General features: G+C 63.0%; 18 protein-coding genes. 11 read left to right on the top strand and 7 right to left on the bottom strand.

The window, feature by feature from the left end; translation table 11 throughout:
• Positions 1 to 215: 215 nt before the first annotated feature.
• Together NKJ04_RS18860 and trhO are read right to left on the bottom strand one after the other, a co-directional pair.
• Positions 216 to 953 carry a tellurite resistance TerB family protein gene (locus NKJ04_RS18860; protein WP_127809400.1) on the bottom strand — a complete coding sequence of 246 codons (738 nt, stop codon included), beginning with the start codon at positions 951 to 953 and terminating at the stop codon, positions 216 to 218.
• Positions 954 to 1,069: 116 nt separating this feature from the next.
• Complete coding sequence (trhO, locus tag NKJ04_RS18855) at positions 1,070 to 1,990, bottom strand: oxygen-dependent tRNA uridine(34) hydroxylase TrhO (protein ID WP_352677077.1); 921 nt, start codon at positions 1,988 to 1,990, stop codon at positions 1,070 to 1,072.
• Positions 1,991 to 2,249: 259 nt separating this feature from the next.
• On the opposite strand from trhO, the gene NKJ04_RS18850 reads away from it, so the two are divergent.
• Entirely contained in the window at positions 2,250 to 2,888 is a 639-nt protein-coding gene (locus NKJ04_RS18850; RefSeq protein ID WP_352632073.1) for a 2-dehydro-3-deoxy-phosphogluconate aldolase, read from the top strand.
• Positions 2,889 to 2,961: 73 nt separating this feature from the next.
• Here the strand turns inward: NKJ04_RS18850 and NKJ04_RS18845 are convergent, their stop codons facing one another.
• The 3 genes from NKJ04_RS18845 to NKJ04_RS18835 all read right to left on the bottom strand — a co-directional run bounded on the left by NKJ04_RS18845 (position 2,962) and on the right by NKJ04_RS18835 (position 7,087).
• Entirely contained in the window at positions 2,962 to 3,153 is a 192-nt protein-coding gene (locus NKJ04_RS18845; RefSeq protein ID WP_127272097.1) for a hypothetical protein, read from the bottom strand.
• 165 nt (positions 3,154 to 3,318) lie between these two features.
• Positions 3,319 to 5,145, bottom strand: coding sequence for a peptidoglycan L,D-endopeptidase MepK (locus tag NKJ04_RS18840; RefSeq protein WP_352677076.1), 1,827 nt, complete (start codon positions 5,143 to 5,145; stop codon positions 3,319 to 3,321).
• Between the two features lie 406 nt (positions 5,146 to 5,551).
• Entirely contained in the window at positions 5,552 to 7,087 is a 1,536-nt protein-coding gene (locus NKJ04_RS18835) for a sigma-54-dependent transcriptional regulator (RefSeq protein WP_352677075.1), read from the bottom strand.
• Between the two features lie 177 nt (positions 7,088 to 7,264).
• Between NKJ04_RS18835 and NKJ04_RS18830 the strand changes: the two genes are divergently transcribed.
• The 5 genes from NKJ04_RS18830 to NKJ04_RS18810 all read left to right on the top strand — a co-directional run bounded on the left by NKJ04_RS18830 (position 7,265) and on the right by NKJ04_RS18810 (position 13,106).
• Positions 7,265 to 9,097 carry a M3 family oligoendopeptidase gene (locus NKJ04_RS18830; protein ID WP_352677110.1) on the top strand — a complete coding sequence of 611 codons (1,833 nt, stop codon included), beginning with the start codon at positions 7,265 to 7,267 and terminating at the stop codon, positions 9,095 to 9,097.
• 361 nt (positions 9,098 to 9,458) lie between these two features.
• Positions 9,459 to 10,214 carry a helix-hairpin-helix domain-containing protein gene (locus tag NKJ04_RS18825; RefSeq protein WP_352677074.1) on the top strand — a complete coding sequence of 252 codons (756 nt, stop codon included), beginning with the start codon at positions 9,459 to 9,461 and terminating at the stop codon, positions 10,212 to 10,214.
• 181 nt (positions 10,215 to 10,395) lie between these two features.
• Entirely contained in the window at positions 10,396 to 11,541 is a 1,146-nt protein-coding gene (locus tag NKJ04_RS18820; RefSeq protein WP_352441868.1) for an aminodeoxychorismate synthase component I, read from the top strand.
• Positions 11,490 to 12,152 (top strand): aminotransferase class IV family protein, encoded by a 663-nt coding sequence (locus tag NKJ04_RS18815; RefSeq protein ID WP_352677073.1) that lies wholly within the window; start codon positions 11,490 to 11,492, stop codon positions 12,150 to 12,152. The genes NKJ04_RS18820 and NKJ04_RS18815 overlap by 52 nt, the downstream gene beginning before the upstream one ends.
• Before the next feature lie 3 nt (positions 12,153 to 12,155).
• Positions 12,156 to 13,106 (top strand): heme-dependent oxidative N-demethylase family protein, encoded by a 951-nt coding sequence (locus NKJ04_RS18810; protein WP_352677072.1) that lies wholly within the window; start codon positions 12,156 to 12,158, stop codon positions 13,104 to 13,106.
• Here NKJ04_RS18810 and NKJ04_RS18805 read toward each other — a convergent pair.
• Complete coding sequence (locus NKJ04_RS18805) at positions 13,103 to 13,546, bottom strand: hypothetical protein (protein ID WP_031212814.1); 444 nt, start codon at positions 13,544 to 13,546, stop codon at positions 13,103 to 13,105. The two genes, NKJ04_RS18810 and NKJ04_RS18805, sit on opposite strands and share 4 nt — an antisense overlap.
• 95 nt (positions 13,547 to 13,641) lie before the next feature.
• Positions 13,642 to 13,971 (bottom strand): MoaF-related domain-containing protein, encoded by a 330-nt coding sequence (locus NKJ04_RS18800; protein WP_023810059.1) that lies wholly within the window; start codon positions 13,969 to 13,971, stop codon positions 13,642 to 13,644.
• A 213-nt stretch (positions 13,972 to 14,184) separates the two neighbouring features.
• Here NKJ04_RS18800 and NKJ04_RS18795 point away from each other — a divergent pair, with 213 nt between their 5' ends.
• The 5 genes from NKJ04_RS18795 to hemH all read left to right on the top strand — a co-directional run bounded on the left by NKJ04_RS18795 (position 14,185) and on the right by hemH (position 20,893).
• Complete coding sequence (locus NKJ04_RS18795) at positions 14,185 to 15,216, top strand: LacI family DNA-binding transcriptional regulator (protein ID WP_164892874.1); 1,032 nt, start codon at positions 14,185 to 14,187, stop codon at positions 15,214 to 15,216.
• Between the two features lie 219 nt (positions 15,217 to 15,435).
• A complete protein-coding gene (locus NKJ04_RS18790) occupies positions 15,436 to 16,881 on the top strand; it encodes a homospermidine synthase (protein ID WP_352554016.1) in 1,446 nt (481 codons plus the stop codon).
• Positions 16,882 to 16,966: 85 nt separating this feature from the next.
• Positions 16,967 to 17,347 (top strand): outer membrane lipoprotein Omp10, encoded by a 381-nt coding sequence (gene omp10, locus NKJ04_RS18785; protein WP_031212818.1) that lies wholly within the window; start codon positions 16,967 to 16,969, stop codon positions 17,345 to 17,347.
• Positions 17,348 to 17,534: 187 nt separating this feature from the next.
• Positions 17,535 to 19,592 carry a 5'-nucleotidase C-terminal domain-containing protein gene (locus tag NKJ04_RS18780; RefSeq protein ID WP_352677071.1) on the top strand — a complete coding sequence of 686 codons (2,058 nt, stop codon included), beginning with the start codon at positions 17,535 to 17,537 and terminating at the stop codon, positions 19,590 to 19,592.
• Positions 19,593 to 19,828: 236 nt separating this feature from the next.
• Complete coding sequence (hemH, locus tag NKJ04_RS18775) at positions 19,829 to 20,893, top strand: ferrochelatase (protein WP_352554014.1); 1,065 nt, start codon at positions 19,829 to 19,831, stop codon at positions 20,891 to 20,893.
• Positions 20,894 to 20,983: the final 90 nt, after the last annotated feature.

Below are 20,983 nucleotides of genomic sequence, written 5' to 3'. Positions count from 1 at the left end.
TTTTCGGGTTTTGGCTCGAAAAAGGAAGGCATCGCAAATGAGGGCGGCGATGGCAAGCGTGTCCATCCGATCGGACCGACAAAAAGGGCGGCCATTGGCGACCGCCCCTGATCTGAACCGGGCTTGGGAGGAGGAAAAGCCGATCCGACTGTGTTGATGCGCTTGCTGGGTTAACGAGAGGTTAACCCGGAAAGTGCCTCCTGTGCCGTTTTGGCCTACCAGCGCGGATTGGGTGATGTCCCTGCCTTGGCCGGCACCTTGGCCGCCGAAACCGTTGCCTCGACATGGTCGACCAGCGCGTCCGGCAGGCCGAGCCGGCCTGCAAGCAGGTCGAGATAGCCACGCTCGGCGCGGGTGTCGGGATCGATGGTCAGGCGCGACGCCGTGTAGAGTTCGAGCTTCTGCGCGTCGGTCTTGGCGCCGGCCACCAGCGTGTCGAGGTCGAGCGGGCTTGCCAGCTCCGCCATCAGGAACTTTTCGGCATCGGAGTCTATGCCGGCCAGGCTGAGCTTGCCGGCGATCTTCTGGCGCTCTTCATCGTCGATATGGCCATCGGCCTTCGCCGCCGAGATCATCGCCCGTATCAGGGTCAGCGTGAATTCGTCCTCGCCTTGCGGCGCCTGCGACGGGTGGAAGGCGGTGTCCTTGGGCGGCGGCAGCAATTCCGGTTCGCCGGCCGCCGGTGCTTCGGCGGGTGCGTTGCCGGCCTTGTAGTTCTGGTAGGCCTTGTAGGCGAGACCGCCGATGGCAGCCAGTCCGCCAAGCTTCACCGCGGCGCCCGTTACGTTACGACCGGCACCAGTTCCAAGTAGCACGGCGGCCAGTGCGCCGGCGGCCAGCGGATTGTCCTTGGCCATCTGCACGGCCTGCCCCGCCTTGTCGCGAACGGTGCCGCTGGTGCCGGGGATTTGCGAGCCGAGCAGATCGTCGAGAAGCTTCTTGGGATCGAACATTCAGTGCCTCCAGGATTTGCCCGGCCGAACGGGCAGGTTTCGAACGTCGAAGACGTAAGTCCCGAAACTTGACATTGCAATGACAGCGGCCGCTTTGCAGCAGCTCGATGCCTGGATCAGGAGCCGATATGCGGCTCTCTGCCCCGCGCCTGCGCAAGCTCGACCTGGCGCTGGCGCTCGGCATAACGCTGGCGGTCCTCGTCCGAACGCGCATCGAAGCAATGCGGGCAGGAAATACCGGCGGCGAATTTGGGCGACGTCAGGTCGCCCGGCGTCAGCGGGCGGCGGCAGGCCCGGCACAGTTCCGCTTCGCCCTCGGCGAGGCCGTGCGACACCGAAACGCGCTCGTCAAAGACGAAGCACTCGCCTTGCCAGAGGCTCTGTTCGGAGGGAACCTCTTCCAGATATTTTAGGATGCCGCCCTTGAGGTGGAACACGTCCTCGAAGCCGAGCGACTTGACGTAGGCGGTCGCCTTTTCGCAGCGTATGCCGCCGGTGCAGAACATCGCGACCTTGCGGCCCTCGAGCTCCGCCCGGTGCGCTTCCACCCAGGCCGGGAACTCGCGAAAGCTTGACGTGGCTGGATCGACCGCGCCCTTGAAGGTGCCGATCGACACCTCATAGGCGTTGCGCGTGTCGATGATAACAGTATCGGGCTCGGAAATCAGCGCGTTCCAGTCGGCCGCCGCGACATAGGTGCCGGCGCTTTTCGAAGGGTCGATATCATCGACACCCATGGTGACGATCTCGCGCTTCAGCCGCACCTTCATGCGATGGAACGGCATGTCCGCGGCCACGCTGTACTTGACCTCGAGGCCGGCGAGCCCTTCGATGGCTTCGAGATACTCGATCAGTTCGGCAATCGCCTTTTCGCTGCCGGCGACAGTACCGTTGATGCCTTCATGCGCCAGAAGCAGCGTGCCCTTGATGCCGCGCCCGCAACAGAAGGCAGCGAGCGGCGCGCGCAGCTCCTCGAAGGCGTCGAGCCGGGCAAACCGGTAGAGCGCGGCCACGCGAAGGGGCAGAAGTGATGTCATTGCCAAAGCCACTAAACGCTCACGCAAGCCGATTCAAGGCAGAGCCGGAATCCCGGCAAGCATCGACGGCGCGTGACATCGCGACACGCTTCGTTTCATGGACAGAAAAACACCCGTCTGCTAATCGGTTGAATTGTCCTAAAGCGCGTCGCGCCGAAACGAATTCATGTGACGCGCTTTAGGTCTTTGTTTTATGCATGTCGTCTTCCCAAAACCAGGGGCACTTTTGGGCGACATGCACTAGGATATGGAGAGACAGATGCCAAGCAAGACCGAAAACCTCCTGTCGCTCCTCAACGGCCAGCCGGTCATCCCGGTGCTGAAGATCGCCAATGTCGCTGACGCCGTGCCGCTGGCCCGCGCCCTGGCGCGTGGCGGCCTGCCGGCGATCGAGATCACGCTGAGGACCGCCGACGCGCTGGAGGCGATCCGGCGTGTGGCTGGTGAGGTCGAGGAAGCCATCGTCGGCGCCGGCACCATTCTCGATATCAGGCAGTTCGAAAAGGCAGCGAGCGCAGGCTCGCGATTCATCGTCAGCCCGGGCATCACCCGCGAGCTTCTGGCGGCAGCCGCCGACAGCGATGTTCCGCTGCTGCCCGGCGCCATCACGCCCGGCGAGATCATGGCCGCGCGCGAAGCCGGCTTGCGCTTCCTGAAATTCTTCCCGGCCGAGCAGTCGGGCGGCATCGCTTCGCTGAAGGCCTTCGCCTCACCGCTCGCCGATGTGAAATTCTGCCCGACCGGCGGCATCTCGGCCAAGAACGCGGCTGACTATCTAAGCCTGCCCAACGTGGTCTGCGTCGGCGGTTCTTGGGTGGCGCCCGACGACCTCGTCAAGGCCGGCAAGTGGGACGAGATCGAAGCCCTGGCGCGCGCGGCGAGCAAGCTTGCGAAATAAGGCTTCGGCCACGGCATGAAAATACCCGGCCGACTCGCGTCGACCGGGTTTGCCAAATCGGCTCCGAACCGGATCAGCTACAGACCCGAACCTTTTCAACCACCCTGTGGTGATGCTTCCAGCTTGTGACCACCTTGGTCCGGCAATGCTTCTTCATGTGCATATGGTCATGAGTCTTGACGACAATGGTCTCGGCCTGCGTAGGGGCGATGGCCGCCGAAGCGGTTGCCAATGCGATGACCGATGCCAATAGGATGTTCTTCATGGATCTCCCCGGGTTTGAACGAACCTATATTAACCCGGGGAATAGGCCGACCGTTCCGCCTTCACGAGAAGTTCAGCCGCACGTGACCGTGCAGGCTGGCCCGGTTCGCTGAACAACAAAAAGCCGCGCTGGTTGCCCGGCGCGGCTTTGTCGATTGATTTGCCGTCACTTGGTCTGGAAGCGGGCCACCGACATGAACTTGACGGCGTTGCCGGTGAAGCGATTGGCATCGGCCACCTGGCTGCTCGGCTGGAAGCCGGCCGTGTAGACCTCGCTCGGCGGCGTGTGCACGATGCTGTAGGCGTAGCCCGGCGCCGTCGTCGCGCTTGAAACGGTGGCGACATGCTCGCCGCTGGTCAATGCCCAGCGGGCGGCCTGCGGTGCGGCTGCAACCACCATGGCCTTGGGGCCTGGCTTCAGGTCGCGGGCGGTGGCTCTCGATTCCTTGCGGGTCGTCTTGACGCCGGCGCCGATCGCGGCGGCCGGATCGGAACCGGCCGGACGGGCAACGACAGCATCGCGCGGCGATGCGGCGTTGGTGCCCGGATCGTTGAACGCCGAACGCGGCTCGGATCCGGACAAGGAAGCAAGCTGGTAATCGGCCGCACCGACCTGTGCATTGGCCTCGTCGAGCACGGCCTTGACCGCATCCGGCCTGGCCGTCTCGGGCCGCGCCGTCGGCAGCACCGAGAACGCATCGGTCGCGGTCTTGCCTTGATCAGCCGTCTCGGCCAGCGCCATCAGCACATCCTTGCTGGGCGGCGCAGCCAGAGCGGCCGGCAGCGAATTGTCGGGACGCCATGTCGGCAACGGTATGTTGTTGACCGCGATCTGGGCCGGATTAGCCGAAGCCGTTGCATCGGCCAAGCCGAAAGGAACGCTCGCCGGCGCATGCGCGGTCGCCACGGCCTGCTCGGTGGTGGCTGTCGCCTCCGCCATCGCAAAAGGAACGTTCTCAGGCTGCTGTGCGCCGACGTCGGCTTTCGGCCGCGGTGCGAAATCCGGCAGCGGAATGCTTCGGGCCGGCAATGCCGCGATGATCGTCTCCGGCGTGTCCTCTTCCGGCTCCGGAGCCTGCTGCTCGGTCACCTGCGGAATCTCGGCGCGCCGCGCATTCTCCGGCGCCACGATGGCAATGCCCGGGAGGTTGCTGGTCTTGGCTGCTGCTGCCGGCTTCAGGTTTCTCGCCTTGGGCGGGGGGGCGGCCGAAGCGGTCTGGACGTCGGCGCTGTCGTCGGCCTCGTCGTCGCCGCCGCCGCCAAAGAAAGCCGACAGGAAGCCACCTGATTTCTTGCCGCTGCCGCCAGCACTGGCCATCTCGATGGCCGGCGAGCCTGAACCCTTGCGCGCCTTGTAGGAGGCGAGCGCCTGCTCAAAGCCGGGCAGCGGCCTGCCGTCGCTCGGCACATGCAGCGTCTTGCCATTGGGGAACAGGCTGACCAGTTCCTGCCGGCTGATACCCGGCCAATGGCGCACATTGCCGACATCCATGTGGACGAACGGCGAACCGGATGACGGATAGTAGCCGACGCCGCCGCCCTGCATCTTGAGACCGATGTTACGCAGCTTCTTCAGCGGCACGCCGGGGATGTAAAAATCCATCGCCTTGCCGAGCATGTGCTGGCTCTTCTCGGCGACGCCCCTGCTGCGGCCGCGCAGCATCGAGTTCGTCGACGGCGAACGATAGCCGCAGACGACCTGGATGTAGTCCGTGGCACCTGCTTCCCGATACGCCTCCCAGACCAGATCCAGCAGACGCGGATCCATCTTGGTCGGCTCGTTGCGACGCCAGTCGCGCAAAATGATGTTGATCTTCCTGAGACCCTCGGGAACGTAGCGGCCGTTGCGCTTGTAGACGATCTCGGCCTTCTCATGGGTGTGGAGATGATACAGCTTCAGCGACCGTGTTTCGGCGCTGGCTCCGCTCGCAGCCGCGGCAACAAAACCAAAAGCGACAACCAACACTGCCAGCCACTTCGGCCAGACGCTCAAATGATGGTGCCGCCTGTTTGTGTGTCGTTCGATTCTGTTCAAATCAAAAGGCCTTGCAGGCTGCCGTTTGTCCCCGGATTTGTCCAAACGGATGTGGCATTAGCACACCCGAATATCGATCCTAATGGTTAATCATCGCTTATTGAAGCCGAAATGCGGTAACACCGTGGCGATATCCCGTCAAAAATTGTTCACAAGGTTTCTTGGTAAACCGCTGGTTTAGATCAGATTTTCGCCTTCGGCCCGAACACGATCTGTTACCGTTAGCCTTAATGCGTGAACAGAGCTGTCCATGACACAGCCACAATGCCGCTGAAACGGCGACACAAGGGCTGTTATGGCATTGCAGCTGGCGCCGGTCTTGTGGCAAAGCCGGATTCGGGCCGAAGCTCAGCCTGGCATCGCCCTAGGAGGCGAGTCGGTCCACGCGGCCTGTCTCCGGATCGATGCCGTGTTCCTTGAGCTTGCGATAGAGCGTCGAGCGGCCGATGCCGAGTCGGCGGGCGACTTCGCTCATCTGTCCGTTGTAGTGATCGATGGCAAGCTTGATCATCTCGAGTTCGACATCGGCAAGTGCCCGCACATTGCCGCGCTCGTCGAGCGCCCGCAACGTGCCGAAGCGAGGCTGCAGCCTTGCCGGCGGATCGAACGCGATTGCCGGGCCGCCCTCGCCGGGAAAGGCTTCGTCATCGCGCCCCTCCAAAGACAGGGACGGCGACGACGCGTCGCCATCCAAATCGAGGTTGACGGTGCCTTCCACTTGCGCCCGTATCTGCGGGAAGTCCTCGGCGGCAAGCACATCGCCTTCACAAAGCACCGAGGCACGGAAGACGGCATTTTCCAGCTGCCGGATGTTTCCGGGCCAGTCATAGGCCTGCAGCACGGCGAGCGCTGCCGCCGAAATACCTTGCAGGCGATGACGCGGGTCGGCCGGCGCCACCTTCTCCATGAAATGGGTGACCAGATACGGGATGTCGTCGCGGCGGTCGCGCAGCGGCGGCACGAAGATCGGGTAGACGTTCAGCCGATAGAACAGATCCTCGCGGAACTTGCCGTCCTTGACCTGCTGCAGGAGGTTGCGGTGCGTCGCCGAAATCAGCCTGATGTCGACCCTGACGGTCGAGCGTCCGCCGACCGGGTCGACCTCGCCGTCCTGGACCGCGCGCAACAGCTTGACCTGCACGTCGAGCGGCAGGTCGCCGATCTCGTCGAGGAACAGTGTGCCCGAATGCGCTTCGACGAACTTGCCCGTGTGCTTGTCGGTGGCGCCGGTGAACGAGCCCTTCTCATGGCCGAACAGGATCGATTCGACCAGATTGTCGGGGATGGCGCCGCAATTGACCGTGACGAAGGGTTTCGAACGGCGGTCGCCACTGCCCTGGATGGCGCGCGCCACCAGTTCCTTGCCGACGCCGGACTCGCCCTCGATCAGGATCGGGATGTTGGATGCCGCCGCCTTCTGGCCAAGGCGGATCACCCTGTCCATGGCCGGGCTGTGCGTGATCATGTCCTTGAAGGTCAGGAGGCCGCCGCGCCGGCGTGACGTGCGCTTGACCTCGCCCTCGACGGCCTCGACCTTGAGCGCATTGCCGATCGACGCCTGCAGCCTGTCGGGAGACGCCGGCTTGACGACGAAATCGAAGGCGCCATGACGCATCGCCGAAACCACGGTCTCGATGCCGCCCTGCGCGGTCTGCACGATGGTCGGCACGTTGATGTCGCGTTCGCGCATCGCCTTCAGCACGCCGATACCGTCGAGACCGGGCATGACCAGATCGAGGATGACCACCGACACCTCGCGGGCGCCGGGTCCATCGAGGATATCGAGAGCGGCCGCGCCGCCGTCGACGACGATTGCGCTGTAGCCGAACCGCGTCACCGCCGCTTCGAGCAGCCGGCGTTGCACCGGATCGTCATCGACTATGAGTATGGAACCTGTCATGACTGATACGACTATGCCCGCCCGAGGAATCCTGCCCTGTGGACCATCTTGGCACAGGGTTCTAAATAAGGTTTCAAAAAACCCGGTGAATGAATTCCTTAGGATTTGACCGGCTTCTCGTTTCCCCTTGAACCTTGGCCACGGAAGGTGTCGGCAATGCATAAGGATTCTGGCAACATGGTCTCTGCTCGGCGGCTTGCGGCGCCGGCGTCCGGTCAGGGCGCGGCCGAGCTGGGCGACCTGCCGGAATGGAACCTTGCCGACCTCTATGCCGGCATGGACGCGCCGGAACTGAAGCGCGACATCGCCAAGGCCGCCACTGATGCGACCAGCTTCGAGAACCGCTGGAAAGGCACGCTGGCCGCCGAGGCCGAGCGCGGCAGCGCCGGCAGGTTGGGCGAGGCGCTTGTCGCCTACGAGGCGCTGGAGGAACTGATCGGCCGCATTGTCTCCTATGCGGGACTGGTTTATGCCGGAAACACCGCTGATCCCCAGCGCGCCAAGCTCTATGGCGACGTCCAGGAGAAGATGACCGACGCCAGCGCGCACCTTCTGTTCTTCGCGCTCGAACTCAACCTGATAGACGATGCGTCGATCGAAGGCGCGCTCGCCGGCGACCCCGCCTTCGGTCACTACCGGCCATGGGTGCTCGATCTGCGCAAGGACAAGCCTTACCAGCTCGAGGACCGCGTCGAGCAGCTCTTCCACGAAAAGTCGATCACTGGGCGCGGCGCCTGGAACCGCCTGTTCGACGAGACGATGACCGACCTTCGCTTCGACATCGACGGCGAGGACCTGACGCTGGAGCCGGCGCTGAACCGCTTGCAGGATGCCGACGGCGAGGTGCGCCGCCGGGCGTCCGAGGCGCTGGCCATGACCTTCCGCAAAAATTTGCGCACCTTCACGCTGATCACCAACACGCTGGCCAAGGACAAGGAAATATCCGACCGCTGGCGCGGCTTCGAGGACATCGCCGATTCACGCCATCTCGCAAACCGCGTCGAGCGCAGCGTGGTGGACGCCCTTGCTTCCGCCGTTCGCGATGCCTATCCGCGCCTGTCGCACCGCTATTACGCGATGAAGGCGCGCTGGCTGGGCATGGAGGTGATGAACCACTGGGACCGCAACGCGCCGTTGCCGGATACGCCCCAGGCGATCATCGGCTGGGACGAGGCCAGGAACACGGTGCTGTCCGCCTATCAGCGCTTTTCGCCCGACATGGCCGAGATCGCGCGAACCTTCTTCGACCGCAACTGGATCGACGCGCCGGTGCGGCCCGGCAAGTCGCCTGGCGCCTTCGCGCATCCGACCGTGCCGTCGGCGCATCCCTATGTCCTGCTCAACTACATGGGCAAGCCGCGCGATGTGATGACGCTGGCGCACGAGCTTGGCCATGGGGTGCATCAGGTGCTGGCCGGCGGCCAGGGCGCACTGATGGCCTCGACGCCGCTGACGCTGGCCGAGACGGCATCGGTCTTCGGCGAGATGCTGACCTTCCGCTCGCTGCTCGACCAGACCACCGACCGGCGCGAGCGCAAGGCCATGCTCGCCCAGAAGGTCGAGGACATGATCAACACGGTCGTGCGCCAGATCGCCTTCTATGAATTCGAGCGCAAGGTGCATGCCGAACGCAAGAACGGCGAACTGACCTCCGACAGGCTCGGTCAGTTCTGGCTCGAAGTGCAGGCCGAAAGTCTGGGTCCCGCTATCAAACTGCGCGAAGGCTACGAGGTGTTCTGGACCTACATCCCGCACTTCATCCATTCGCCCTTCTATGTCTATGCCTATGCTTTCGGTGACTGCCTGGTGAACTCGCTCTACGCGGTTTACCAGAACGCCGAGCGCGGCTTTCAGGACAAGTATTTCGAAATGCTGCGCGCCGGGGGCACCAAGCATCATTCCGAGCTTCTGGCGCCCTTCGGGCTCGACGCCACCGATCCCGCCTTCTGGCAGATCGGACTTGGCGTCATCAGTGGCCTGATCGACGAGCTGGAAGCGCTCGACACCTGAGATGCGTCCCTCAGGCGTCGCTCTAACAGTTTAGCCGGAATGCATGTTGGGACAGCTCTACTATCGCCCTAAATATCTGTTCTTGAAGTACTCTCCACCGAAGTTTTCCGATAGCTTTCCACAAGCTCTATGATAGCCTTCGCTCCAAGCTCAGCCGGAGCGCATGCGGATCGGCGAGGAGAAATCTCAGCCGGCCGTGGCGCTCAGGCGAACGCGACAACGGCCGTTGGCCATGGGCAAGCAAAGCCGATCGCCGCAGCTCGAACCGAAGCCGGCTGTTCTGCTTACCGCGGAACCACCAAGAGTAGTCCTTCGCCGAAGGTCATGACCCACGGCAGACGGATCTGACTGGAGAGAGACAATGGGCACTTTTTTCTACGTGGTCCTGGCGTTCCTGATAGGCGTGTTGGTCGGTTGGTTCCTTTGGGGGCGCCTGCGCGGTGAACTCGACAGCTTGCGCGGCGACCTCGACCGTACACGCAGCGAACGCGACAGGCTGCGCACCGACAGCGACCGCCTGACCGGCGAACTCGATGCATGCGGCAAGACCCGCGCCGACCTCGAGCGCCGGCTGCGCGACGCGCCGGCCGCACCTGCCGCCGGAAGCAGCGCGGCAAAGCCGGCAAGCCAGGCGCCGGCGGCCCTGATGTCGACCCTCGCGCCGGCCAAATCCGCCGCCACAAAGCCCGCGCCGGCCAAACCGGCCGCGGCAAAAGCAGTCTCTGCCAAGCCGGTCTCTGCCAAGGCGGTCTCTGCCAAGCCAGCGGCGAAACCCGCCGCCACCAAAGCCTCGGCTCCAGCCAAATCCGCGACGAGCAAGCCTGCAACAACAGCCAAGCCAGCAGCCGGCCCAGCATCCGGCAAGCCCGACAATCTGCGCCGGCTGATCGGTATCGGTCCGGTCAACGAGAAGCTGCTCAAGGCGCAAGGCGTCACCAACTTCGCCCAGATCGCGTCCTGGACCGCGGCCGATATCAAACGGATCGAGGACGTCATGAATTTCGACGGCCGTATCGCGCGCGAACGCTGGATCGAGCAGGCCAAGCTGCTCGCCTCCGGCAACGAGAAGGAATTCGCCAAGCAGTTTCCAACAGCCGGAACCACCGGCAACAGCTGATCGCTGGCGAATATTGAAGATTGCAAGCGGCGGCGCCATATCGGCGCCGCCGTTTGCTCTTGGTTCCTGAGTTGGCCCTAAGGTCGGCTTTAAGAGGCAGCGTGCCGTTCCCTCGATTGCGCGCGGGCGGCACCCCATATAGAGCGGTTGATGGCTTCATTGACCGCAGCATTCGGTGCCCATGTCCCTGCCCGCCGCAATTTTTCGCAATGACAAAAGCGCGCGCCAGCTCGTTTTCGACCGGCCGGCCGATATTATCGTGGCGCACGAAGCAGGGGATTTCGGGCCGGCTCTGGAAGCAGCACAAGCCGCGCATGATGCAGGCAAATGGCTTGCCGGCTATTTCTCGTATGAGGCGGGCTACCTGCTCGAACCCAAGCTCGTTCCCCTGCTGCCTAACGGACGCCGCTCCCCACTCGTGTGCCTTGGGGTTTTCGATGCCCCGGTCGAAGAGGCGGTGCCGCCGCGCGACACCACGGCGACCAACGGCCCGATCTTCGACGCCCGTGCGACGTGGTCGCCCGAGGATTATGAAAAACGCTTCTCGCGGCTGCACCAGCACATCCGGCAAGGTGATTGCTACCAGGGCAATTTGACCTTTCCCGTGCATGCGCAGTGGTCGGGCGAGCCGCTGGCCGCCTTCAATGCATTGACTGAACGTCAGCCGGTGAAATACGGCGCGCTGATCGCGCTCGGTGAACCCATCGTGCTGTCGCGCTCGCCTGAACTGTTCTTCGAGATCGATGCCGAGGGCATGATCGAGACGCATCCGATGAAGGGAACGGCACCGCGCGGCGCCACCAAAGCCGAGGACGAACGGCAGAAGATCTTCCTGCGCAATGACGAGAAGAACCAGGCCGAAAACCGGATGATCGTCGATCTCCTGCGCAACGATATCTCGCTGATCAGCGAGGTGGGCACGCTGGACGTGCCGGCGCTGTTCCGCATCGAGACCTACCCGACCGTGCATCAGATGGTGAGCGACGTCAGGGCCAGACTGCTGCCGGGTCTCTCTATCCGCCAGATCTTCGCGGCGCTGTTTCCTTGCGGTTCGATCACCGGCGCGCCTAAGATCCGTGCCATGGAGATCCTGCGCGATCTGGAAGGCACGCCCCGCGATGCCTATTGCGGCGCCATAGGCTGGATCGCGCCCGGCGGCCCGATGCGCTTTTCCGTGGCGATCCGCACCATCTCGCTCTTTTCGGGCGGCGAGGCCGTCTACAATGTCGGAGGCGGCGTCGTCTTCGATTCCACGGCGCAGGAGGAGTATCAGGAGTGTCTGCTGAAAGCGCGCTTCGCGACGGGAACACCGCCGACTTTCAGCTGATCGAGACCATGCGCTGGGAACCCGGCCCGGGCTTCCTGCGCTTCGATCGCCATCTTGCGCGCCTCTACGGCTCGGCGGCGGAGCTCGGCTTCCGCTGTGATCCAGGCACGGTCGGCGAGGCGCTGAGCAGCGCGGTCAGCGGTTCCGGCGTTGCCATGCGCACGCGGCTCGTCCTGTCGCATGGTGGTGAGGTGGCGGCCTCGGCGCAGCCTTATGAACCGCTCGCCGCCGACAAGGTCTGGATGCTGCGGCTGGCGCGGACCAAGCTCGATTCGAACGACACGCTGCTGCGCCACAAGACCAGCCGGCGGCAGCTCTACACGCGTGCCCGCGCCGAACACCTCATCACCCAGGCCGACGAGGTGCTTATGGCCAACGAGCGCGGCGAGATCTGTGAAGGCACGATCACCAATGTCTTTGCCGATCTCGGCGACGGCGTGCTGGTCACACCCCGGCTCGACTGCGGCCTGCTGCCTGGTGTATTGCGCGCGCAGCTTCTGGATGAAGGCCGCGCCCGCGAAGCAATCTACAGCTTGGACGATCTGAAATCCGCCAAGTCCCTGTTCGTCGGCAATTCGCTGCGCGGACTAATCCCCGCAAGACTGACCTGAAACATGACGACTGTGCCCACTCACACACCCCCAGAGCATACGCCGCCCACCCACACGCCCTATGACGGCTCGTCGAAACTGTTCAGTATCGGGCTGAAGCCGCTCGACCCGGCGGACTGGATCGAGGTCGACGGCCATCTGCTGCCGTATCTCGCCGAAAAGCGCCGGCTCTATGCCGAAATCCCAGAGCGCGTTTTCGTCGAGGAAAACGGCACGCGGGACGCCCAGCAGGAAGTGCTCGACTTGCTCGCTGCGCATCTCCTGGAGAGGTTCCCCGAAACCCATCGGCTCGGCGGATCAGGCGTCGAGGTGGCGGGCGCGGCGAGCCGTCTGCCTGCTTCCCTTGCCGATGCGCCGCTGGCCAAGGCCTCACAGCTCGTCCAGGAAGACCTCATCCTGATGCGCAGCAGTGACAGCGGCTGGCGGCTGGTTGCCGGCTCGCTCTGCTTTCCCTCGTCCTGGTCGCTCCTGGAAAAATTCGGCAAGCCGCTGCAGGACATCCACGCGCCGGTGCCCGGTTTCGGCCCGGGCACGCGTCCGGCGGAACTCATCAACCGGATGTTCGATGGCCTCCAGGGGCAGGCCGTCGAGCGCTACAACTGGTCGATCCAGTCCGATAACGCGCTCTACCATCCGCTTTCCGACCTGCAGCGCATCGACCGCGCTACAAATCGGCCGTCGCGCTTCCCCGATGGCGACATCGACGCCCATGCCTTCATCCGCGTCGAGCGGCAAACCCTGCGCAAACTGCCTGTTTCACGCGATATCCTGTTCACCATCCGCATCCATCTCGACCCGCTCGCCGTGCTGGCCAGGCACCCTGATCGGGCGAAGCTCGCGGCGTCTTTCGCCGCCCAGCTCAAGGCGCTCGATCTCGCGCAGCTCGACTACAAGGGCCTGACATCAGACCGCGATCGGCTAGTCGACCGGCTCGGGGCGCTGGCGCTGTCCTAAATCGCGGCTAGGCCCAGCAGCAGGATCGCGGACATCGCGCTAAAGACGGTGACGTTGACATCCCACCGCCAACCCGCCGGTCCGAACGGCGGTCGGAATGGCAGATAGCCGTTCTCGTCGTAGAGCACGCCGCCATAAATCGGTCGTGAGAGCATTGCCACGAAGAACGCTCCGTACATAGCGACGCCCAATCCCCCTGCGAGATAGAGCCGCTCGGCTTCGAGTGGCCCCTCGATCCAGATAAGCCCCAGCGCAATCAGCGCAACTCCGGTGTAGCTCAGCACCTGCCAAACGACGTGAAACCGGGCGTGCGGGGTCCACAGCGGATTGGTGGCGTGGGTGGCGTTGAGGTCGGCTTTGATCGTCACCACACCGTAGCCCACGGTCGCGACGCTCAACAGAATTCGGGCAAGCAGATGACTGTCGTAAGCGAGTTCCATCGCACTTTCCTCCTCCATTAGGGAAATCGATGACAGGCACTTCAGCAGATCGGAGTCCGGCCGCACGCGGTCGGCCGGGCCAAGACGCGGCAGTGTCACGCCACCGCAACGGATTGAATGGCACCTTGGGCACAGAAGAGCTGCCCATCGGCCAGACGCGCATAATTATGGACGATCCCGTTTTCATGATCCTGCAACTGCACGATGAAGTTGCCGCTCTGCTCCGTCCAGCTCATGAGAACGAGGTTCGGGCGTACGCTGGTCATGTCGATCTTGACCATCTCGTCAATTTCGGTGGCACCGATCGACGCCTGCACATGCAATTCCTCCGGCGAGAAAAACGTCAGCCGGGGTACGAACGGGCCGAAAACGCAGTCGAAAGACTTACCGACAAGCGAGGCTGGAAAAACATTGGTTTCTGCCATGACTCTCTCCTTGGGCATGGCCGCCGCTGTGACCAAGCCTTTTGACAATCTCCGTTGTTTCAGACGCGAAATATAGCAGATATGTTTATTTGGAGCGCTCCAAGTGATACGATCCCCCTTTTTCACTTTCGAGTCAACGAAATTCTTGGAGCGCTCCAAAAAATGGTCTAACTGAAGGGAAATGGGTGAATCACAATGCCAACACTAGCCGATGTGGGCAAGGCTGCCGGTGTCTCCCGGGGCACTGTTTCCAACGTCTTCAACCGGCCGGAACTGGTCAGGCCTGAATTGCGCCAACGTGTTGAAGCGGCCGCGAGAGCGCTCGGATTTGGCGGCCCCGACCCGAAAGGACGATTGCTGCGGGATGGCAAGTTCAATGCCATCGGGTTCATGCCACCTGGCGCCTACGCCATCGCCGAGGTGATGAGAAGCCCCTATGGCCGCGAGTTGGTGCTGGGCGTTTCGCTCGCCTGCGACGAGGCCGGAACGACGCTCAGCCTTGTAAACGGCACCGACAATACCCGCTTCGCCAGCATCCGCGAGGCCCTCGTTGACGGCTTCATCCTTGGTCACAGCGGGGACATCGGTCTCATAACATCGGCACAACGACGGCGCCTGCCCTTCGTCATTCTCGAAAATGACGCAGGTCCCGACATCAATTCGATAAAGATCGACGGCAGAAGTGGCGCGGTCGCCGCCGTCCGGCATCTGACCGGGTTAGGGCACCGGCATTTTGCCATCCTTTCCATACGGAGGACTCCAGGCCCTCCGATCGTGCACATGCCCGGACAGGCAGAGCGCCCGCTTCTAGCCGGCTTCTCACTCGACGACGAAAGGCTCGACGGTTTCAAACAGGGTTTGGCGGAGGCGAACTTGTCGATCGACGATGTTCCGATCATCGAGACGACGCCGGGCGATCCATCTGCTGGGGCGGTGGTATTCGACAATGTGCCCGAAGCAACCGCAATCCTGACCATGTCGGATTGGCAAGCGATCACAATACTCGACGAGGCGGTTCGTCGTGGCATAGAGGTGCCGCGCCATGTGTCGGTTATCGGCTTCGATGGCACTGCCGAATCCGCACGCACCACGCCTCCGTTGACGACTGTCGCGCAAGACGTGATCGGAAAAGGCAGGCTCGCCGCCCGCATGGTTCTTGACAATCAACCGCCCCGCCAAGTCGTTCTGCCCGTGGAACTGGTGGTTCGGGCGTCCACAGCCGCGCCGAGGGCAAAAATCCGTTAAACCGGTGCGCTTGGCGAATGGGCAAGCTCAGGCTCGGATAGAGCCACTCATCCACGGTTTCGGCCTTAACCACGTAGCCAACGCAGCGTAGCCGCTGGTTGGCGCTTTTCGCTGGTTTGTGACAATGATCTATGATGTAGCGCATGGCCGCCGGGCAGAAATTCCCGGTTTTGCGCGTGTTTTCCCAGTTTCCTGGGTTTTGAAGGAGTGCTCGATAAAATGGCGAATGAAAACTGGCCCGTTTACGGTGAGATCAGCGGCCCCGTCGTGATGATCGGCTTCGGCTCGATCGGCCGGGGAACGCTGCCGCTGATCGAACGCCATTTCAAGTTCGACAAGTCGCGCATGACGGTCATCGACCCGCGCGACACCGACCGCAAGCTGCTCGACGAGCGCGGCATCGCCTTCGTCCAGGAAGCGGTGACCGAGAAGAACTACAAGAAGCTCTTGACCCCGCTTCTGACCAATGGCGGCGGCCAGGGCTTTTGCATCAACCTGTCGGTCGATACCGGCTCGGTGGATCTGATGCGGCTCTGCCGCAAGCTTGGTGTGCTCTACATCGACACCGTCGTCGAGCCGTGGCTCGGCTTCTATTTCGACGCCAAGGCGGACAACGCCAGCCGCACCAATTACGCGCTGCGAGAGTCGCTGCTCAAGGAAAAGCACGACAAGCCCGGCGGCGCTACGGCGGTCTCCACCTGCGGCGCCAATCCAGGCATGGTCTCGTGGTTCGTCAAGCAGGCGTTGGTCAATCTCGCCACCGATCTTGGCCTGGAATTCTCGGAGCCCGCGCAGGACGACCGCGAGGGCTGGGCCAAGCTGATGAAGAAGGCCGGCGTCAAGGGCATCCACATCGCCGAACGCGACACCCAGCGCACCAAGAAGCCGAAGCCGATGAATGTGTTCTGGAACACCTGGTCGGTCGAAGGCTTCATCTCCGAGGGCCTGCAGCCTGCCGAACTCGGCTGGGGCACGCATGAGACGTGGATGCCGAAGAACGCCAAGAAGCACAAGCAAGGCTCGAAGGCCGCCATCTATCTGGAGCAGCCGGGCGCCAACACGCGCGTGCGCTCATGGTGCCCGACGCCCGGCGCGCAATACGGCCTGCTGGTGACGCATAACGAGGCGATCTCGATCGCCGATTTCTTCACCGTGCGTTCCAAGAAGGGCAAGGTGCATTACCGCCCGACCTGCCACTATGCCTACCATCCCTGCAACGACGCGATGCTGTCGCTTGACGAAATGTTCGGCGCCGCCGGCAAGCCTCAGCCGGTGCATCATGTGCTCGACGAGAACGAGTTGATCGACGGCGTCGACGAACTCGGCGTGCTGCTCTACGGCCACGACAAGAATGCCTACTGGTACGGCTCGCAGCTGTCGCTCGCCGAGGCGCGCAAGCTGGCGCCCTATCAGAACGCCACCGGCATGCAGGTCACCTCGGCGGTGCTCTCGGGCATGGTCTGGGCGCTGGAAAACCCCGAGGCCGGCATCGTCGAAGCCGACGAGATGGACTACAGGCGGTGCCTGGAAGTGCAGTCCCAGTATCTCGGACCGGTCAAGGGCTACTACACCGACTGGACGCCGCTCGATAACCGTCCCGGCCTGTTCCCGGAAGACCTCGACCGCAACGACCCGTGGCAGTTCCGCAACATCCTTGTGCGATAGCAGCACCGCCTACCTACCTCACTGCCTTGCAATCGCCCGGAAATCGGGCGATTGAAGGGATGCGGACTGAGGAGAGGATTTTCATATGAACAACATTGCGCGCAAAGTTCTTTCGATGAGCGTAGCGGCGGCAGCCTTGGCCGGGCTTGCTGCTTGTGCGACCAGCGGTCCCGATGAGCCGCCCATGGCGGCGGCGCCGAAAGGCGTCGAGGGCTCCTGGATCGACGCCAAAGGCACCGGCCTGTCGACCTTCGCCGGCGGTACTTTCACGACGGTCGCCACCGACACCGGCCAGAAGCTTGCCGACGGCAGCTATACGATGACAGGCGCCACATCGGTGCAGATCAGCGGCACCTCGCTGATCCGCCAGACCGCGGTCAGCTTCAACTGCCTGATGGTATCGACAAGCCAGCTCAACTGCACGAGCTCCAGCGGTCAGAATTTCGTGCTGACAAGGCGCGTCTGAACCCACGACCATTCATTTTCCAAGGACGGCGGCCGGTTGGCCGCCGTCCTTTTTTGTGCCGGCAAAGGGTCCCGGATTCCGCTTGCGTCATCCGGAACGCGATGGGAACATGGCCGAAGCGCCGGCTGTAATGTTCCAGTCAAACAAGAGCGCTAGTGGCCTCTGACCAGCTTTCCGGGAGACGAAGATGAAGAAGCTTGCCGCCATTGCTGCCCTGTCAGCCTCAGCACTCGGTCTGTCGGCCGGCGCGTCCTTTGCCGACTACACGCTGAACATCCTGCATATCAACGACTGGCACAGCCGCATCGAAGGCAACAACAAATATGAATCGACCTGCTCGGCGGACGAGGAAACCAAGGGCGAGTGCATCGGCGGCGCGGGCCGGCTGATCACCGCGATCGCCCAGGAGCGCAAGAAGCTGGAAGGCCAGAACGTGCTGCTGCTCAGCGCAGGCGACAATTTCCAGGGCTCACTGTTCTACTCCACTTACAAGGGCAAGGTCGAAGGCGAATTCCTCAACGAGATGAAGTTCGATGCCATGGCGCTCGGCAACCATGAATTCGACGACGGCGAAGTGGCCCTGGCGCCGTTCCTCGACATGATCAAGTTCCCGGTGCTCGGCGCCAATGTGAAGGCCAACGCGCAATCCAAGCTCGGCGACCGCATCAAGCCGTCTGTGGTCGTCGAGGTCGGCGGCCAGAAGATCGGCATCATCGGCGCGATCACCAACGACACGCCGGACCTCGCTTCCCCCGGACCCAACGTCACTATAGAGGACGACGTCAGGTCGATCACCGCCGAGGTCGAGAAGCTCAAGGGCGAAGGCGTCAACAAGATCATCGCCGTGACCCATATCGGCTACAGGCGCGAACGCGACGTCATTGCCAAGATCCCGGGCATCGATGTCGTCGTCGGCGGCCACAGCCATTCCCTGCTGTCGAACACCGATCCGAAGGCCGAAGGCCCCTACCCGACGATGGTCGACAATCCGGACGGCTACAAGGTGCCGGTGGTGCAGGCGGCGTCCTACTCGAAATATCTCGGCGAGTTCAAGGTGGTGTTCGACGACAATGGCGTCGTCAAATCGGCCAGCGGCGACCCGATCTATCTCGACAAGTCGATCACCCCCGACCCGGCCGTGCTCGCCCGCATCAAGGAACTTGGCGCGCCGATCGAGGCGCTGAAGAACAAGGAAGTGGCGGAAACCACCGACGTCATCGACGGCAGTCGTGAGAGCTGCCGCACCCGAGAATGCGCGATGGGCAACCTCGTTTCCGACGCCGTCCTCGACCGCGTCAAGGGACAGGGCGTCGAAATCGTCATCTCCAATGGCGGCGGCCTGCGCGCCTCGATCGACAAGGGCACCGTCACCATGGGCGAGGTGCTGGCCGTGCTGCCGTTCCAGAACACGCTGGCGACCTTCCAGATTTCGGGCAAGGATCTGGTGGCCGGCCTCGAGGGCGGCCTCAGCCAGGTCGAGGACGGCGCCGGGCGCTTCCCCCAGGTCGCCGGCCTGAAATATTCCTTCGACAAATCCGTCGCGCCCAATGCCGGCCGCGTCAAGTCGGTGGAGGTCATGGAAGGCGGCGCCTGGACGCCGATCAAGCCGGACAAGGACTATCTGGTCGCAACCAACAACTATGTCCGCCAGGGCGGCGACGGCTACAAGATCTTCGCCGACAAGGCCAAGAATGCCTACGATTACGGCCCCGGCCTCGAACAGGTGGTTGCCGACTATCTCGGTGCCCACCGACCCTACACGCCGAAGCTCGACGGCCGCATCACCGAAATAGCCGCGACCGTCGCCGCGGCGCCTGCGGCCCCGGCTGCTGAGCCGGCAAAGCCAGCCGAAGCGGCCCCGGCAACGGCTGAAGCCGCCAAGCCCGCCGATGCGGCACCGGCAATGCCCGAATTGCCGGCCAACTCGGGCGACATCGCCAACACGCCCCCGGCCATATCGACAGAGGGAGCGCCACCCCCGCCAGCGCCACCGGCCGAGGCGGCAAAACCGGCTGAAGCAGCCCCCGCCCCGGCGGCACCGGCTCTCGCCGCCGAGCCGGCAAAGCCTGCGGAGGCCGCGCCGGCCGAAGCCAGCCATGTCATCGTTGCCGGCGACACCTATTGGGACCTGGCCAAGAAGGCCTATGGCGACGGTGCCAAGTGGAAGGTCATTTCGGGCGCCAACAAGGGCTATGAGCCGCGCCGGCTTCCGGTCGGCGCAACGCTGACCATCCCGCCGAAATAGCCTCGCTTATATGCCTGAATGACACCGCCCGCCCGAAAACCGGACGGGCGTCCTGTTTTCGGGCTAATGCATGTCGCCCAAAAGTGAACTCGGTTTTGGGAGAACGACATGCATGAAAACAAGGACTTAAAGCGGGTCGTCTGAATCCATTCAGACAATCCGCTTTAAGGTGCGGCCAGACGCTGCATTGAAAGCGCGCGCAAGATGGTTAGGTTCGCGTCTTCCGGAGAACCCTTATGACGCTTCCCACCCCTGCCGAACCCAAGGCCGCAAAGGCGCTCGGCCCGTTGCCCGCTGGGCATCCGCCGGTCAAGGCGGGCAGGATTGGCGTCATGCTGGTCAATCTGGGCACGCCCGACGGCACCGATTTCAAGCCGATGTGGCGGTATCTCCGTGAATTCCTGTCCGACCCGCGCGTCATCGAACTCAACAGGGCAATCTGGTATCCGATCCTCTATGGCCTTGTGCTCACCAGGCGGCCCAAGAAGTCGGGCGCCAACTACGCACGGATCTGGAACCGGGAAAAGAACGAGTCGCCGCTGCGCACCTATACCCGCGCCCAGGCCGAAAAGCTGGCTGAAGCGCTGAGCGACCTGCCTGATGTCGTCGTCGACTGGGCGATGCGCTACGGCAACCCTTCAACCGCCAGCATTGCCCAGCGTCTGGTCGACCAGGGCTGCGACCGCATTCTTTCCTTCCCGCTCTATCCGCAATATTCAGCGACGACCACGGCAACAGCCAACGACCAGCTGTTTCGCGCGCTGATGAAAATGCGCCGCGCACCGGCCGTCCGCAGCGTGCCGCCCTACTATGACGAACCGGTCTACATCGAAGCGCTGGCGCGCTCGATCGAACGGCATCTGGCGACGCTGGACTTCGAGCCGGAGGTGGTCATCACCTCCTATCACGGCATTCCAAAACCCTATTTCGAGAAGGGCGACCCCTATCATTGCCATTGCCAGAAGACGACGCGGCTGCTGCGCGAACGGCTTGGCTGGGATGACAAGAAACTGATCATCACCTTCCAGTCGCGCTTCGGCGCGCAGGAATGGCTGCAGCCCTATACCGACAAGACGGTGGAAAAACTCGCGCAGGACGGCGTCAAGTCGATCGCCATCGTCAATCCGGGCTTTTCCGTCGACTGCATCGAGACGCTGGACGAGATCGGCCGCGAGGCGGCCGAAACCTTTCACCATGCCGGCGGCAAGAATTTCGCTCACATCCCTTGCCTCAACGATAGCGCGGAAGGGATGGCGGTGATCGAGGCGATGGTGCGGCGCGAGCTGTCCGGCTGGGTGTAGGAGAAATTCCAGGAAAAGTGTGAAACGGTTTTCCCGGGAAAAGCATAGCGCTTTCCCTTGGGAATTTCGTCAACCAGAGAGTTAGAGCGG

The sequence above is a fragment of the Mesorhizobium sp. M0618 genome, assembly GCF_040320765.1.
Taxonomy (GTDB): Bacteria; Pseudomonadota; Alphaproteobacteria; order Rhizobiales; family Rhizobiaceae; genus Mesorhizobium.
This window is presented reverse-complemented; position numbering and strand designations above follow the sequence as displayed.